The following is a 13958-nucleotide window of genomic DNA, read 5'->3' on the forward strand; positions in this document are numbered from 1 at the left end:
GAGGCAGGGGAGCGAACGCAACCGTCCGGTGCCGCAAAGCGCCAGCCGGGGGCCATTCCTCCGGTTGCCGTGAAGGACACTGCCATGCTCACGCTCTCATCCGGCGGCTATATCGCCCGGATCGCCCCCGACGCCGGCGGGACGATCGCCGCGCTCGATTGGCAGAAGCCGGACGGGACCACGCTGCCGCTACTGCATGCGCCCGCCGGCGTCGCGCCACAAACCGAGACGCCGAACAAGTTCGGGGCCTGGGCGATGCTGCCCTTCGCCAACCGCGCCTTCGACAGCCTGGTCGACGACGGTCATACCCGCTTCACCGTGCCGTCCAACAATCCTGCCGGCACGATCCACGGCTTCGGCTGGCAGTCCGCCTGGCAGGTCGAGGAACAGTCCGCCGGTCATACCGTGCTGGTGCACCGCCGGACGAACGGCCCGGATCCCTATCGCTACCTGGCGCGGCAGGACATCCGGCTGGGCGAGGACGGTATGACCGTGACGCTTGCATTGACCAACGAGGCCGACCAGGCCCTACCGTTCGGCATGGGCCTGCATCCCTGGTTTCCCTGCGCCGCCGATACGCGTCTGCGGATGACGGCGACCGGCGCGCTGATCTTCGACAACCAGTTCCGGGCTACCGGCACGCAGACTTTCGCAGATGGCGGCCCCTATGCCGACAATCCGGTCTTCGCCACCGGAGCGGAGAGCGCCTGGAGCTTTCTGGGCTGGGACGGCACCGCCCGGATCGAGACACCCTCGACCGGCCTCGCCATCACGCTGAGCGCGAGCGAGAACCTGCGCTATCCCATGGTCTGGGCCCCGGCCGGCGTCGATTTCCTCTGCGCCGAGCCGCAGAGCCACGCCGCGGGAGCGCCGAGCGAAAGGATCGTGCGCGAGGCCTCGCCGCTCGCCCGGCTGCAACCGGGCGAGACGCTGGCAGGCTGGGTGCGGATCGCCGCCGAGGCGATCTGAACCTCGAAGCTAGCGCCAGCCCGGCCCCGACAACGGCTGGAAGCCGATCGCGCCGGCCGGCATGGCCGGTCTGAGCAGCATCTGCTCGCGTGCTTCGCCCCAGGCGGGGCCCTGGCGCTGCTGCTTGGCGGTCAGCACGGCCTTCTGCGTCTTGATCTTGGCCTTGGCGATCTTGTGCTTGCTGCCCGAGGACGCCTTGGCAAAGCGCGAGAGATTGTCGGTCGCGGCGCCGTTCAGCGCGATGCGGGTGCCGCCAGCACCGTGCTTCTTGACCAGAGCGAAGAGCTTGGCGGCGTTGGCCGGGTGCAGGCGGATGCAGCCATGCGAGGCCGGGCGGCCGAGCGCGCCAACGGCTGTCGTGCCATGGATGGCGTAGCCGCCGCGGAAGAACACCGAATAGGGCATCGCCCCACCATATTTGCGCGAGTACCAGCTGCGCTCGAGCCGCGTCGGGCGATAGACGCCGTTGGGCGAGCGGAAGCCCTTACGGCCGGACGAGATCGCCCAGTTGTAGGTTTCACCGTCGCTGGTGGCGACGCTCATGCGCTGGTTGGCGATATCGACGCGGACATCGAGCTTGGCCTGCGCCGACGCAAGGCCGGCAAACGACGCGCATAGAAAGGCGAGAATGCCGAGAAGGCGGGACATGACGCGACTCCTGAACGACGCAACCTGAAGAAAACGGCTCTTTGGTCGCTGTCGCTCGGGCGCGTGCGCCATGCGAAGCCAGCCCCGGCCTTGCCGTAAAGGAATCCCGAGGGGCGGGCGCTTGTAAAGCGCAAACCGTTCAAATGGTTTCCAATCCCGCGCTTGTGAAAACGCTCGGCGCTAGTCGAAGAACACGATCCAGGCGAGCAGCGCCACGATCAGCCAGAGCGCCCAGTTGCCCCAGCGGTTGCGCGCCGCCTCCGCCCGGCCGATCGCCTGGATGCTGGCCTCGTCGAGCGCAAAGCCGTGGCGCGACGACTCTTCCAGCTGACCGAGCACGCGCTCGGCCCGGCCGACTGTCTCCGGCAGGTTGGCAAGGCTCCCGACGAGGCTGCGCACGCTGCGGCCGGCATCCTCGATGCGCCCGATCGGGCCGAGATTGCGCGTCAGCCAGTCGCGCACCACCGGCTCGGCCGTGGTCCACATGTCCAGATGCGGATCGAGCGTGCGGGCGACGCCCTCGACCACGACCATGGTCTTCTGCAGCATGACGAGCTCGGTGCGCGTCGCCATGTCGAACAGACCGGTAATCTCGAACAGCAGCGTCAGCACCTTCGCCATCGAGATCTCGTCGGCGCGCTTGTCGTGGATCGGCTCGCCGACGGCCCGGATCGCCTGGGCGAAGTCGTCGACCGAATGGTGCGGCGGCACATAGCCGGCCTCGAAATGCACCTCGGCGACGCGGCGATAGTCGCGGGTGATGAAGCCGAACAGGATCTCGGCGAGGAAGCGCCGCTCCTTGTGGCCGAGCCGGCCCATGATGCCGCCATCGACCGCCACAAGGCGCCCCTGCGCATCGACGAACAGGTTCCCCGGATGCATGTCGGCATGGAAGAAGCCGTCTCGGATCGCGTGCCTGAGGAAGGACTGGATGACGTTGCGGCCGAGGGCGACCGTGTCGTGCCCCGCCGCGCGCAGCGCTTCGACATCCGAGAGGCGGATGCCGTCGATCCATTCGTCGACCAGGATTTCGCGGGCGGTCAGCTGCCAATCCGGCACCGGCACGCGGAAATCGGCATCCTCCCTGGTGTTCTCGGCGAATTCGGAGAGCGCCGCCGCCTCCAGGCGCAGGTCCATCTCCATGGTGACCGAGCGCGCCAGGGTCTCGACGATGGCGACGAAACGCAGGCGGCGCGCCTCGGGCGAACGGCGTTCGGCGAGCTGCGCGCCGAAGCGCATGGCCGCGAGGTCGCGGTGGAAGCGGTCGCGGATGCCGGGCCGAAGGATTTTGACGGCGACCTCGCTGCCATCCTTGCGGCGGGCGCGATGGACCTGCGCGATCGAGGCGGCCGCGACCGGCTCGCCGAATTCGGCGAAGATCGCCTCGACCGGCTCGCCATGGGCGGCCTCGATCGCGGCGCGTGCCTGCGCCATCGGAAAGGGCGCCATCCGGTCCTGCAGCGCCGAGAGGTCCTCGGCGATCTTCATGCCGACGACGTCGGGCCGGGTCGCCAGGAACTGGCCGAACTTGACATAGGACGGGCCGAGGCGGGTCAGCGCCGCGGCAAGGCGGGTGGCGGAGGAGCCGGCGCCGCGCCGCTCGATCAGGCGGCCGAGCGCGATCAGCGCCCGCGCCGCCGGCGGCAGCACGGAAGGGTCGACGAGCGCGAGCGCGCCCTCGCGCGCCAGCACGAAGCCGACCCGCGCCGAGCGGGCGAGATGGGCAAGCGCGGAGATCATGCGGCGGCAGCGCCCGTCACAGCTTCCAGCCGGAATGCAGCGCCACGACCCCGCCGGTCATCGGCGTGAACGAGGCGCGGCGGAAGCCGGCGTCCGCGATCATGTTGGCGAAGATCTGCGGGCGCGGGAACTTGCGGATCGACTCGACCAGGTACTGGTAGGGCTCGGATTCGCCCGTCACCATCCTGCCCATCGGCGGGATGACGTTGAACGAATAGGCCTCGTAGATCTTGTCGAGGACAGGCACGTCGACATGGCTGAACTCGAGGCAGAGGAAACGGCCGCCGCGCTTCAGCACGCGATAGGCCTCGGCGAGCGCCTTCTCGATGCGCGGCACGTTCCTGATGCCGAAGGCGATCGTATAGGCATCGAAGCTGTTGTCCGGCAGCGCCAGCTCCTCGGCATTGCCCTGGACGAAGCGGATGCGCTGATCCTCCGGAAAGCGCTTGTTCGCGCGCTCGCGGCCGACGGCCAGCATCTCGGCGTTGATGTCGAGCACGGTGACCTCGGTCTGCGGCCCACCCTCCTCCAGCACCTTGAAGGCGACGTCGCCAGTGCCGCCGGCAACGTCGAGATGATGAAAGGCCCGGTCGCGCGGCGGCTTCAGCGCCGTCAGCAGCGCCTCCTTCCAGGCGCGGTGCAGCCCGGCCGACATCAGGTCGTTCATCAGGTCGTAGCGGCCGGCGACCTTGTGGAAGACGTCGTCGACCTTGGCCTGCTTCTCGCCGAGCGGCACGTTCTCGAAGCCGAAATGGGTGGTGTCGGAGGCTGCTGTCACGGTTGGGCCGCTCTTGTGTTCGGGTGAGGCGATGAATAGCGAAAGCGTCGGGCCTTGTCGCGGGCCCTCTCGACGCATGCTGAAGAGCCGATGCCATGCCTGAACTTCCCGAGGTCGAAACCGTCCGGCGCGGGCTCGAGCCCGCCATGCTCGGCGAGCGCTTCGCACGCGTCGAGCAGAACCGGCCCGATCTGCGCTTTCCCCTGCCCGAGCGCTTCGCCGAGCGCCTGACCGGCCGGCGCATCGAAGCCCTGTCGCGGCGAGCGAAATACCTGATCGCCGATCTCGACGACGGCCAGGCGCTGGTCATGCATCTGGGCATGAGCGGGCGCTTCATCGTCGAGGCGCCGGGGACGCCGCCGACAGAGCCCGGCGCCTATTACAACGAGATCGGGCGGCACCTCGTCCACGATCATGTCGTCTTCCATCTCGGCTCGGGCGCCCGCGTCACCTATAACGATGTGCGCCGCTTCGGCTTCATGGATCTTTTGCCCCGCGCCGGCCTTGAGACTTGCAGACACTTCGCCGGAATGGGCATCGAGCCGCTCGGCAACGAGCTCTCCGGCGACTTGCTGGCCAAGCTGTTCTCGGGGAAGGTCGCACCGCTCAAGGCTGCCCTGCTGGACCAGCGCCTGATCGCCGGCCTCGGCAATATCTATGTCTGCGAGGCGCTGTTCCGCGCCGGCCTGCATCCCGAAGCCGAGGCAGGCTCGCTAGCGACGCCGACCGGCAAGCCACGCGAGAAGGCGCATCTGCTGGCGCAGATCATCCGCGACGTCCTGGAGGAGGCCGTCGCTGCCGGCGGCTCGACCTTGCGCGATTTCGCCCATGCCGATGGCTCGCTCGGCTATTTCCAGCATCGCTTCAAGGTCTATGACCGCGAGGGCGAGCTTTGCATCACGCCGGGCTGCGGGCATCTGGTGAAGCGGGTGGTGCAGTCCGGTCGCTCGACCTTCTATTGCAAGAGCTGCCAGAAGCGGGGCTGAGGATCATGCCGGACACGCCTCGGCCGCCCGGCCGGATCATCCTGCTCAACGGCGCCTCCAGCAGCGGCAAATCCTCGCTGGCGCGCGCCGTCCAGGCCCGGATCGAGGAGCCGTTCTGGCACATCTCGATCGACCATCTGCGCGATTCCGGCGTGCTGCCGACCGCGCGCATCCGCAGGGGCGAATTCCAGTGGTCCACAATGCGCGACGCCTTCTTCGAGGGCTTCGAGCAGTCGCTGCTGGCCTATGTCCGCTGCGGCAACAACCTGATTGTCGAGCACATCATGGAGAGCCGCGCCTGGCTGCTGCGGCTGGTTCGCCTGCTCGAAGGGCAGGATGTTTTCTTCGTTGGCCTGCATTGCGATCTCGCCGAATTGGAACGCCGCGAGATCGCGCGCGGCGATCGGCGCATCGGCGATGCGCGTCACGACTTCCACCAGATCCACAGCTATTGCCGCTACGATGCGGAGCTGGATTCCGTAGTCCCACCAGAGGTCAATGCCGACAGGCTGATCGCCGCCTGGCGTTCGCGCGCGACGCCCTCGGCCTTTCAACGCCTGCTCGCCGAGGCCGGGCCGGCCGCCTGATCAGGCGTTTTCGATGAAGCGCGCGAGGTTCTCCAGCGTCGAGCGCAGACCGGCATCGTGATCGGCCTTGCCGATGCCGGCGGGAACGTTTTCGCACAGGATCGTCACCTCGGTGCCATCACGCACCTCCTTGAAGCGCCAGCTCATCGTCATCGTGCCGGCGAAGGCCGGATCGTCCGAGACGAAGCCGACCTCCCAGACGATGCGCTGGCCCGGATCGAGCGCGACGAAGCGGCCTTCGATGATATCGCTGTCGGCGCTGGCCTTGCCGGGCGCGCCGGACGGATCGTCATAGGTCAGGATCATGCGATAGCTGCCGCCCGGACGCGGCTCGAAGCGCTCGATCTTCGCCCGCATCCCATTCGGTGGCAGCCAGCGCGACAGCACGGCCGGATCGGCAAAGGCATTGTAGATCACGCCGGGCGAAGCCTTGACGAGGCGCGAGGCGGTATCGGTTCGGGTCTTGTCGGCCATGCGCGCCTCCTATTCGACAGCTGCGAACCATCAACGCGCGAACGGCCTCTGGGTGGCGAAAATTCGTGCCATCAATTGTCGTGGTCATTCAGCCCTATGCGCACCTTGCACGGGCGCGCATGGACTTCCCCCCGCGCCGCCCGCTAATGCTGCCGCGACAAGATCATCCGGGAGGCCGCCATGGCTTATGAGACCATTCTCGTCGAGGTGAAGGGCAAGGTCGGCATCATCACGCTGAACCGGCCGCAGGCCCTGAACGCGTTGAACGTCCAGCTGATCGCCGACATCAACGCGGCGCTCGACGGCTTCGAGAAGGATGACGAGATCGGCTGCATCGTCATGACCGGTTCGGAGAAGGCCTTCGCCGCCGGCGCCGACATCAAGCAGATGCAGGAGCGCAGCTATCCCGGCACCTATCTCGACGACAAGTTCGCCGACTGGGACCGGATCGGCCAGCGCCGCAAGCCAATCATCGCCGCGGTCGCGGGCTTCGCGCTCGGCGGCGGCTGCGAGCTCGCCATGATGGCCGATTTCATCATCGCCGCCGACAACGCCAAGTTCGGCCAGCCCGAGATCAACCTCGCCGTCATTCCCGGCGCCGGCGGCACCCAGCGCCTGACCCATGCGATCGGCAAAGCCAAGGCGATGGACCTTTGCCTCACCGGCCGCTTCATGGACGTGACCGAGGCCGAGCGCGCCGGGCTGGTCGCCCGTATCGTCCCGCTCGCCGACCTCATGACCGAGACGCTCAAGGCGGCCGAGCAGATCGCCTCGAAGTCGCTGCCCTCGCTGCTGTCAGCGAAGGAATCGGTCAATCGCGCCTTCGAGACGACGCTGGCCGAGGGCCTGCGCTTCGAGCGCCGCGTCTTCTCGGCGCTGTTCGGCACGCACGACCAGAAGGAAGGCATGGCCGCCTTCATCGAGAAGCGGAAGCCCGAATTCAAGAACTACTGAGACCACAGGCCCCGGCAGCTCAGCGCCACGCATGGCCGGCGCCAGTTTCTTTCACTTGAAAGGCCCGCGGCGCTGCTCGACCATGGCGGCTCACTCTGAAGAGCACGCAGGATACGCCATGACCGCCGCAGCCCACTCCCTCACCGATGGCATCGCGCTGCCGAGCTATGCCGATGTCGAGGCCGCAGCGCAGCGCATCGCCGGGGTGGCGCATCGGACGCCGGCGCTCACCTCGCGCACCGCCAATGAGCGCACCGGCGCCAATCTCGTCTTCAAGGCCGAGAACCTGCAGCGCATGGGCGCCTTCAAGTTCCGCGGCGGCTACAACGCCATCGCGGCGCTGACGCCGGAGCAACGCCGGGCCGGCGTGCTGACCTATTCCTCCGGCAACCATGCCCAGGCGATCGCCTATGCCAGCAGGCTGCTCGGCGCGCCGGCGACGATCATCATGCCGCTCGATGCGCCGGCGGCGAAGGTGGCGGCGACCAAGGGCTATGGCGCCGAGGTCGTGACCTATGATCGCTATACCCAGGACCGGCTCGCGCTCGGCGACCGGCTGGCGAGCGAGCGCGGGCTGACGCTGATCCCGCCCTATGATCGCCCCGAGGTCATCGCCGGCCAGGGTACGGCGACGAAGGAACTGATCGAGGAAGCAGGCGAACTCGACGTACTGCTGGTCTGCCTCGGCGGTGGCGGGCTGCTGTCGGGCGCCTTGCTCGCGGCAAAGGCGCTCAATCCGGGCTGCAAGGTCTATGGCGTCGAGCCCGAGGCCGGCAATGACGGCCAGCAGTCGCTGCGCAAGGGCGAGATCGTCAAGATCGACGTGCCCAAGACCATCGCAGACGGCGCCCAGACCGCCTTTCTCGGCAACTACACCTTCCCGATCATCCGCGACCTGGTCGAGGACATCGTCACCGTCCCCGATGCCGCTCTCGTCGCGGCGATGCGCTTTTTCGCCGAGCGGATGAAGCTCGTGGTCGAGCCGACCGGCTGCCTTGCCGCCGCCGCCGCCTTCACCGGCGCCGTGCCCGTCGAAGGCAAGCGCGTCGGCGTCATCCTCAGCGGCGGCAATGTCGATCTCGCCAGCTTCGCGCGCTTCGTCGGCGAGGGCGCTTGAGCGAGATCGAGACGATCCTCTCACCGCAGGTGCCGGCGCCGGCGGGACATTATTCGCAGGCAGTGGCCTACAAGGACCTGGTCTTCGTCTCCGGCCAGCTCGCACCACGGCCCGATGGCAGCCCTACCGCCGGCGAGCCCTTCGCCGTGCAGGCGCGCCAGGCGCTCGACAATCTCCTCGCCGTGCTCGCTGCCGCCGGCTGCGGCCCGGCCGATGTGCTGAAGGTCACCGCCTATCTGGCCGGCGCCGCGCATTGGCCTGACTTCAACACGATCTATGCCGAGGTCTTCGGCGCGGACAAGCCAGCTCGCACCGTCGTTCCGGTTCCGGAACTGCACCATGGCTACCTCATCGAGATCGAGGCCGTGGCGGTCCGCCGCCAGACGGATTGAAAGCGGCTACGATTCCGCGTTGACGCCGGGCGCGGCAGGAACTATAGGGTCGGGCCTCGCGGCGGTCTTGCTCCGGCAGGACCGTCGCTCGCATTTTCATCGAAGGTTCGCGGTCGTGCCAGCCGGCAAATAGCCAGGCGCCTGCCGCGATGAGGACGAGGACGTTACCATGGCCAACACGACTTCGGCCAAGAAGGCCACGCGTAAGATCGCGCGGCGTACCGAGGTTAACAAGGCGCGCCGCAGCCGCATGCGCACCTTCCTGCGCAAGGTCGAGGAGGCGATCGCCTCCGGCGACAAGAGCGCCGCCGCCGAGGCGCTGAAGGCCGCGCAGCCGGAGATCATGCGGGCAGCGCAAAAGGGCGTGGTTCACAAGAACACCGCTTCGCGCAAGGTCTCGCGTCTGGCTCACCGTGTGAGCACTCTGGCTTCCTGATCGCCGTTCATCAGAGCGGATTTCTGCGCAGTTTTCGACCCGGCCGAAAGGCCGGGTTTTTCTTTGCCGGACAGCCTGGGAAAAAGGGGGCCGATGCTACGGCGCAACACTCGCTGTCAACGCCAATTCCGCAATCTTTCCACGACTTTACAGACTTGACACCAGCATCGTTTTGGAGGTCGGAAATCGTCCCGGACGGGACTTTAGGCCGCTCAAAATTCCTCTATATTTTTCATCATCTTAGTGGGCAAAGCAATTCAGTTGAGTGAATCACCGGGGCCCGGATGGGGCGGTGGACGGCCTCAAAAAAAAAAGATTCGGAGCCGGCACGAGACTCGCCCGGTAAAGAAAAACTTAACTTCCCCAACTGATTGCGAGGGACTTTCCGGTAGGTCAGACAGGGGTCGGAATGCCCCTTAGCCACGAAGCCGGCTGAGGGGGATATTGCCCCCGTTCGAGGCGGCCCTGTAAGGTCCTTTTCATCGCCGGGCGGACAGCAATGTCCAACCGGCTCTCCACAGAATTGTTGATGTTTTGACTTACAACCGGAAGGGGTTGGAAGAATGGGCTTGTTTGTCTTGAAGATTTAAAAGCGTTGAAATGACTGATGGCCGCGGCCGGATTTTCGAGCCAGGCGGCATTACCATGAAGAGCGTTGGAGTGACCTGGCTTCGCGGCATATGCCGGCGGAGAGGGAGATGCTTTTCCTAGAAACCTGACATCGCACAACCACGCATTCTTCGGTGGGCGGGTAAGTGCGCACGATCTTGAACGGGGCAATCGGGATGTTCGAACGGATGGAGATTGGCAACTTGACCGAGGCAACCACCACCACGGCGTTGACGGGACTTGTCCTGAACGAGCCTGCCGGTGTTGCCGGGATCAAGGAATGCTGGGATAGGGTTCGCCGGCGTCTGCGCGCAGAGCTCGGCGAGGATGTCTTCTCCAGCTGGTTCGCGCGCGTCGAGATCGGCGCGATCGTCGAGGGCGTCGCCCATCTCACCGTACCGACCCGCTTCCTGAAGAGCTGGCTCGAAGCCCATTACGCCGAGCGCCTGCGGTCCCACTGCATGGCCGAGCTCGATGCGCCCAACGGCGTGGCCCTTTCGGTGCGCCAGGTGGCACGCGAGAGCGCTGAGTCCAGCCAGGACCTTTCGGCGCACCGAGCCCGCCCGGCTCAAGCCCGTCCGGCGGCACCCGCCCCAGGAATTGCGGTTGTCACTCCCGCCGACCAGCCTTCCGAGCGCGATCCGATGGATGCCTGCGGCACCCTGCTCGACCGGCGCATGAGCTTCCAGAGCTTCGTCGTCGGCAAGTCGAACGCGCTCGCCTTCGCGGCAGCCGAGCGGATCTCGGCGGCCCCGGCCGGCTCGACGCCCTATAACCCGCTCTACCTTCATGCCGGCGTCGGCCTCGGCAAGACGCATCTGATCCAGGCGATCGCCCAGGATGCGCGTCAGCATGGCAAGCGCGTCGCCTATTTTACCGCCGACCGCTTCATGTACGGCTTCGTTGCCGCGCTGAAGTCGCAGACGGCGCTCGCCTTCAAGGAGAAGCTGCGCGGGATCGACCTTTTGATCGTCGACGACGTCCAGTTCATCCAGGGCCGCTCGATCCAGCAGGAGTTCGGTCACACGATCAATGCGCTGATCGACGCCGGCAAGCAGATCGTCGTCGCCGCCGACCGGCTGCCGGCCGATCTTGAGGCGCTCGACGAGCGTATCCGCTCGCGGCTCGCCGGCGGGCTCGTCGTCGAGATCGGCGAGCTCGACGAGGCGCTGCGGGTCAAGATCCTGACGACCCGGCTCGACGGGCTGAAGGCCGCTCATCCCAGCTTCCACGTCAATCCCGACGTGATCGCCTATGTCGCCAAGCTCGTCGCCACCAATGGCCGCGATCTCGACGGCGCCGCCAACCGCATTCTCGCCCATGCGACGCTGACCGGCGCTAGCGTGACGATGGAGACCGCGGAAGCGGCAATCCGCGATCTCGTGCGGACGCGCGAGCCGCGCCGGGTCAAGATCGAGGACATCCAGAAGCTGGTCGCGACCCGCTACAATGTCAGCCGTGCCGACATCCTGTCGGAGCGCCGGACCGCGGCGGTGGTCAAGCCGCGCCAGATCGCGATGTATCTCGCCAAGGCGCTGACGCCGCGCTCCCTGCCCGAGATTGGCCGCCGTTTCGGCGGGCGCGACCACACCACCGTGCTGCATGCGGTGCGCAAGATCGAGAAGGCGATCGTCGAGGACCGCCTGCTCCATGACGAGGTCGACCTGCTGAAGCGCATGCTGCAGGAATGAGCCTTCGGCGTCGCTGCCTTCGTTAACTGTGCAGGCTGGTTCACGCGCCCTTGCGCATGGGCCAGCCGTCCGGCAATGTCGCTGGCCACCTTTCTGCCTGCCGGCTCGCCGCGGGCGCCAGCATGCCAGAAGACGCCATGAAGGTTACGGTCGAACGCTCCACGCTCCTGAAGTCGCTCGGGCATGTCCATCGTGTCGTCGAGCGGCGCAACACGATCCCGATCCTGTCGAACCTGCTGCTGCGCGGCAGCGAGGACGGGCTGAAGCTGAAGGCGACAGACCTCGACATCGAGGTGGTCGAGACCGTGCCGGCCGACGTGCTCGAGTCCGGCGCGACCACGGTTCCGGCCCACACCCTCTACGACATCGTCCGCAAGCTGCCCGACGGCTCGCAGGTCTCGCTGGAGACCACCGGCGAGACCGGCCAGATGGTGCTGCGCTCGGGCCGCTCGCGCTTCACGCTGCAGACACTGCCGGAAAGCGATTTCCCGGACATCACCGCCGGCGAGATGGCACATCGCTTCGTGCTGCCGGCCGGCGAGTTCAAGCGCCTGATCGACAAGACCCAGTTCGCGATCTCGACCGAGGAGACGCGCTACTATCTCAACGGCATCTACCTGCACGCCATCGACGTCGACGGGCGCCCGGTGCTGCGCGCGGTCGCGACCGACGGCCACCGCCTCGCGCGCGTCGACACCGCCGCCCCGCAAGGCTCGCTCGGCATGCCCGGCGTGATCGTGCCGCGCAAGGCCGTGGCCGAAATCCAGAAGCTACTGGAAGACGGCGAGAGCGAGGTCCAGGTCGAGCTCTCCGCCACCAAGATCCGCGTCGCCACGGCCGAGGTCGTGCTGACCTCCAAGCTGATCGACGGCACCTTCCCCGACTACCAGCGCGTCATCCCCTCGGGGAACGACAAGCTGCTGACCGTCGACAAGGGCGATTTCGCCGCGTCGGTGGACCGCGTCTCGACGATCTCGTCCGAGCGCGGCCGCGCCGTGAAGCTCTCCATGGCCGATGGCCGGATGACGCTCTCGGTGACCAATCCCGATTCCGGCTCGGCGACCGAGGAGATCGAGGTCGACTACGATGCCGGCCCGCTCGATATCGGCTTCAACGCGCGCTACCTGATGGACATCGCCGCCCAGCTCGACGGCGACACTGCCCTGCTCAAGCTCGCCGATCCGGGCTCGCCGACGGTGATCCAGGACCGTGAAGGCGCTTCGGCCCTCTATGTGCTGATGCCGATGCGGGTCTGATCCCGCGAGCGCATCTTGACCGCGGTCGAACGCCTCACACTGCAGAATTTCCGCTCCTATCCGGCCCTTGATCTCATGATCGAGGGCCGGCTCGTTGCGCTGTGCGGCGAGAACGGCGCCGGAAAGACCAATCTGCTGGAGGCGCTCTCGCTGTTCGCGCCCGGCCGCGGCCTCAGGCGCGCCGATCTCTCAGAGATGGTGCGCCAGCCCGGCGATGGCGGCTTTGCCGTCTCGATCGGGCTCGCCGATGACGGCGCGCGGCTCGGCATCGGCCTGGAGCCGCCCGATGCCGAAGGGCGTCGGGCGCGGCTCGCCCGCATCGACGGCGCCCCGGCCGGCTCGGCCCTCGCCTTCAGCGATTATGTCAGGCTCGTCTGGCTGACGCCCGATCTCGACGGGCTGTTCAGGGGCGCCGCCGGTGATCGCCGCCGCTTTCTCGACCGGCTGGTTCTGGCGGTCGATCCCGGCCATGGTACACGCTCGAACGCGCTCGAAAAGGCGCTGCGCTCGCGCAACCGCATCCTCGACGAGAGCCCGCATCAGCAGCGCTGGCTCGACGCGGTCGAACGCGAGATCGCCGAGCTCGGCGTCGCCGTCGCGGCCGCCCGCGCCGAGACCGTAGCCCGGCTCTCCGCCATCATCGCGCAGACGGCCGACGAGACCTCGCCCTTCCCGCAGGCCGATATCGCGCTGGAGGGTGAGATCGACGCGCTGGTCGCCACCCTGCCGGCGCTCGATGCCGAGGACCGCTATCGCGAGCTGCTGCGGGAGATGCGCCCGCGCGACAAGGCGGCCGGGCGCACCCTCACCGGACCGCAAGCCTCGGACCTTGCCGTGCGCCATGCCGCCAAGGACATCCCGGCCGGACAGGGCTCGACCGGCGAGCAGAAGGCGCTGCTGATCGGGCTGGTGCTCGCCCATGCCCGCCTCGTCGCGACGATGAGCGAGCTGCCGCCGCTCGTCCTGCTCGACGAAGTCGCCGCCCATCTCGATCCGCGCCGGCGGGCGGCGCTCTACGCGACACTGGCTGAGCTCGGCTGCCAGGTCTGGATGACCGGCGCCGACCCAGCCCTGTTCGGCGATCTGCCTGATGGAGCGCAGCGTTTGCTGGTCACGCCGGGCGAGGTCCGCCCCGTCTCCTGACAGCGGCGGTGCGGCGATGCGTCAGAATCGGTGATCAGCGCCATCACGCTTGCCGATAAGACGCGGGATCGGCTTGCTGCTAGGCGGTGTGGACGGATTTTACCAAGACGAATGCTGCGGCGAGAGCGACAATGGCTGCGAAATTTCGCTTGGTCTTTTCGCAGCGTAGGGCAACGCG

At 67.2% G+C, this 13958-nt stretch carries 14 protein-coding genes; 10 read left to right on the forward strand and 4 right to left on the reverse strand.

What is annotated here, in order from left to right; genetic code table 11:
- Positions 1-84 precede the first annotated feature (84 nt).
- The gene (locus ACFPOB_RS23990; protein ID WP_377800877.1) at positions 85-969 is read left to right on the forward strand and encodes an aldose epimerase family protein; all 885 of its coding nucleotides are present in this window, start codon (positions 85-87) and stop codon (positions 967-969) included.
- A 9-nt stretch (positions 970-978) separates the two neighbouring features.
- Here the strand turns inward: ACFPOB_RS23990 and ACFPOB_RS23995 are convergent, their stop codons facing one another.
- From ACFPOB_RS23995 to ubiE, 3 genes are all read right to left on the reverse strand, one after another.
- Positions 979-1617 carry a L,D-transpeptidase gene (locus ACFPOB_RS23995; protein WP_377800878.1) on the reverse strand — a complete coding sequence of 213 codons (639 nt, stop codon included), beginning with the start codon at positions 1615-1617 and terminating at the stop codon, positions 979-981.
- A 180-nt stretch (positions 1618-1797) separates the two neighbouring features.
- Entirely contained in the window at positions 1798-3357 is a 1560-nt protein-coding gene (gene ubiB / locus ACFPOB_RS24000) for a 2-polyprenylphenol 6-hydroxylase (protein WP_377800879.1), read from the reverse strand.
- Positions 3358-3373: 16 nt separating this feature from the next.
- Positions 3374-4135 carry a bifunctional demethylmenaquinone methyltransferase/2-methoxy-6-polyprenyl-1,4-benzoquinol methylase UbiE gene (gene ubiE / locus ACFPOB_RS24005; RefSeq protein ID WP_377800880.1) on the reverse strand — a complete coding sequence of 254 codons (762 nt, stop codon included), beginning with the start codon at positions 4133-4135 and terminating at the stop codon, positions 3374-3376.
- Between the two features lie 95 nt (positions 4136-4230).
- Between ubiE and mutM the strand changes: the two genes are divergently transcribed.
- On the forward strand, positions 4231-5121 hold the full coding sequence (gene mutM / locus ACFPOB_RS24010; protein ID WP_377800881.1) for a bifunctional DNA-formamidopyrimidine glycosylase/DNA-(apurinic or apyrimidinic site) lyase: 891 nt from the start codon (positions 4231-4233) through the stop codon (positions 5119-5121).
- A gap of 5 nt (positions 5122-5126) precedes the next feature.
- Positions 5127-5708, forward strand: a complete 582-nt coding sequence (locus tag ACFPOB_RS24015; protein ID WP_377800882.1) for a chloramphenicol phosphotransferase CPT family protein — start codon at positions 5127-5129, stop codon at positions 5706-5708.
- Here ACFPOB_RS24015 and ACFPOB_RS24020 read toward each other — a convergent pair whose 3' ends face one another.
- The gene (locus ACFPOB_RS24020; protein ID WP_377800883.1) at positions 5709-6182 is read right to left on the reverse strand and encodes an SRPBCC family protein; all 474 of its coding nucleotides are present in this window, start codon (positions 6180-6182) and stop codon (positions 5709-5711) included.
- Positions 6183-6362: 180 nt separating this feature from the next.
- Here ACFPOB_RS24020 and ACFPOB_RS24025 point away from each other — a divergent pair, with 180 nt between their 5' ends.
- The 7 genes from ACFPOB_RS24025 to recF all read left to right on the forward strand — a co-directional run bounded on the left by ACFPOB_RS24025 (position 6363) and on the right by recF (position 13780).
- Complete coding sequence (locus ACFPOB_RS24025; RefSeq protein WP_377800884.1) at positions 6363-7136, forward strand: enoyl-CoA hydratase; 774 nt, start codon at positions 6363-6365, stop codon at positions 7134-7136.
- A 118-nt stretch (positions 7137-7254) separates the two neighbouring features.
- Positions 7255-8253, forward strand: a complete 999-nt coding sequence (locus ACFPOB_RS24030) for a threo-3-hydroxy-L-aspartate ammonia-lyase (protein ID WP_377800885.1) — start codon at positions 7255-7257, stop codon at positions 8251-8253.
- Entirely contained in the window at positions 8250-8645 is a 396-nt protein-coding gene (locus tag ACFPOB_RS24035) for a RidA family protein (protein ID WP_377800886.1), read from the forward strand. The genes ACFPOB_RS24030 and ACFPOB_RS24035 overlap by 4 nt, the downstream gene beginning before the upstream one ends.
- A 169-nt stretch (positions 8646-8814) precedes the next feature.
- Positions 8815-9081, forward strand: a complete 267-nt coding sequence (gene rpsT / locus ACFPOB_RS24040; RefSeq protein WP_377800887.1) for a 30S ribosomal protein S20 — start codon at positions 8815-8817, stop codon at positions 9079-9081.
- A 797-nt stretch (positions 9082-9878) separates the two neighbouring features.
- Complete coding sequence (gene dnaA, locus ACFPOB_RS24045) at positions 9879-11381, forward strand: chromosomal replication initiator protein DnaA (RefSeq protein WP_377800888.1); 1503 nt, start codon at positions 9879-9881, stop codon at positions 11379-11381.
- 137 nt (positions 11382-11518) lie between these two features.
- The gene (dnaN, locus tag ACFPOB_RS24050) at positions 11519-12637 is read left to right on the forward strand and encodes a DNA polymerase III subunit beta (protein WP_377800889.1); all 1119 of its coding nucleotides are present in this window, start codon (positions 11519-11521) and stop codon (positions 12635-12637) included.
- 15 nt (positions 12638-12652) lie between these two features.
- Complete coding sequence (recF, locus tag ACFPOB_RS24055) at positions 12653-13780, forward strand: DNA replication/repair protein RecF (protein ID WP_377800890.1); 1128 nt, start codon at positions 12653-12655, stop codon at positions 13778-13780.
- Positions 13781-13958: the final 178 nt, after the last annotated feature.

The sequence above is a fragment of the Allobosea eneae genome, assembly GCF_042657265.1.
Classification (GTDB): domain Bacteria; phylum Pseudomonadota; class Alphaproteobacteria; order Rhizobiales; family Beijerinckiaceae; genus Allobosea; species Allobosea eneae.

Excerpts from the sequence above, each read along its gene's own strand:
- ACFPOB_RS23990 (WP_377800877.1), top strand. The coding sequence starts at position 85 with ATGCTCACGCTCTCATCCGGCGGCTATATCGCCCGGATCGCCCCCGAC.
- ACFPOB_RS23995 (WP_377800878.1), bottom strand. The coding sequence starts at position 1,617 with ATGTCCCGCCTTCTCGGCATTCTCGCCTTTCTATGCGCGTCGTTTGCC.
- ubiB (WP_377800879.1), bottom strand. The coding sequence starts at position 3,357 with ATGATCTCCGCGCTTGCCCATCTCGCCCGCTCGGCGCGGGTCGGCTTC.
- mutM (WP_377800881.1), top strand. The coding sequence starts at position 4,231 with ATGCCTGAACTTCCCGAGGTCGAAACCGTCCGGCGCGGGCTCGAGCCC.
- ACFPOB_RS24015 (WP_377800882.1), top strand. The coding sequence starts at position 5,127 with ATGCCGGACACGCCTCGGCCGCCCGGCCGGATCATCCTGCTCAACGGC.
- ACFPOB_RS24020 (WP_377800883.1), bottom strand. The coding sequence starts at position 6,182 with ATGGCCGACAAGACCCGAACCGATACCGCCTCGCGCCTCGTCAAGGCT.
- ACFPOB_RS24025 (WP_377800884.1), top strand. The coding sequence starts at position 6,363 with ATGGCTTATGAGACCATTCTCGTCGAGGTGAAGGGCAAGGTCGGCATC.
- ACFPOB_RS24030 (WP_377800885.1), top strand. The coding sequence starts at position 7,255 with ATGACCGCCGCAGCCCACTCCCTCACCGATGGCATCGCGCTGCCGAGC.
- rpsT (WP_377800887.1), top strand. The coding sequence starts at position 8,815 with ATGGCCAACACGACTTCGGCCAAGAAGGCCACGCGTAAGATCGCGCGG.
- dnaA (WP_377800888.1), top strand. The coding sequence starts at position 9,879 with ATGGAGATTGGCAACTTGACCGAGGCAACCACCACCACGGCGTTGACG.
- dnaN (WP_377800889.1), top strand. The coding sequence starts at position 11,519 with ATGAAGGTTACGGTCGAACGCTCCACGCTCCTGAAGTCGCTCGGGCAT.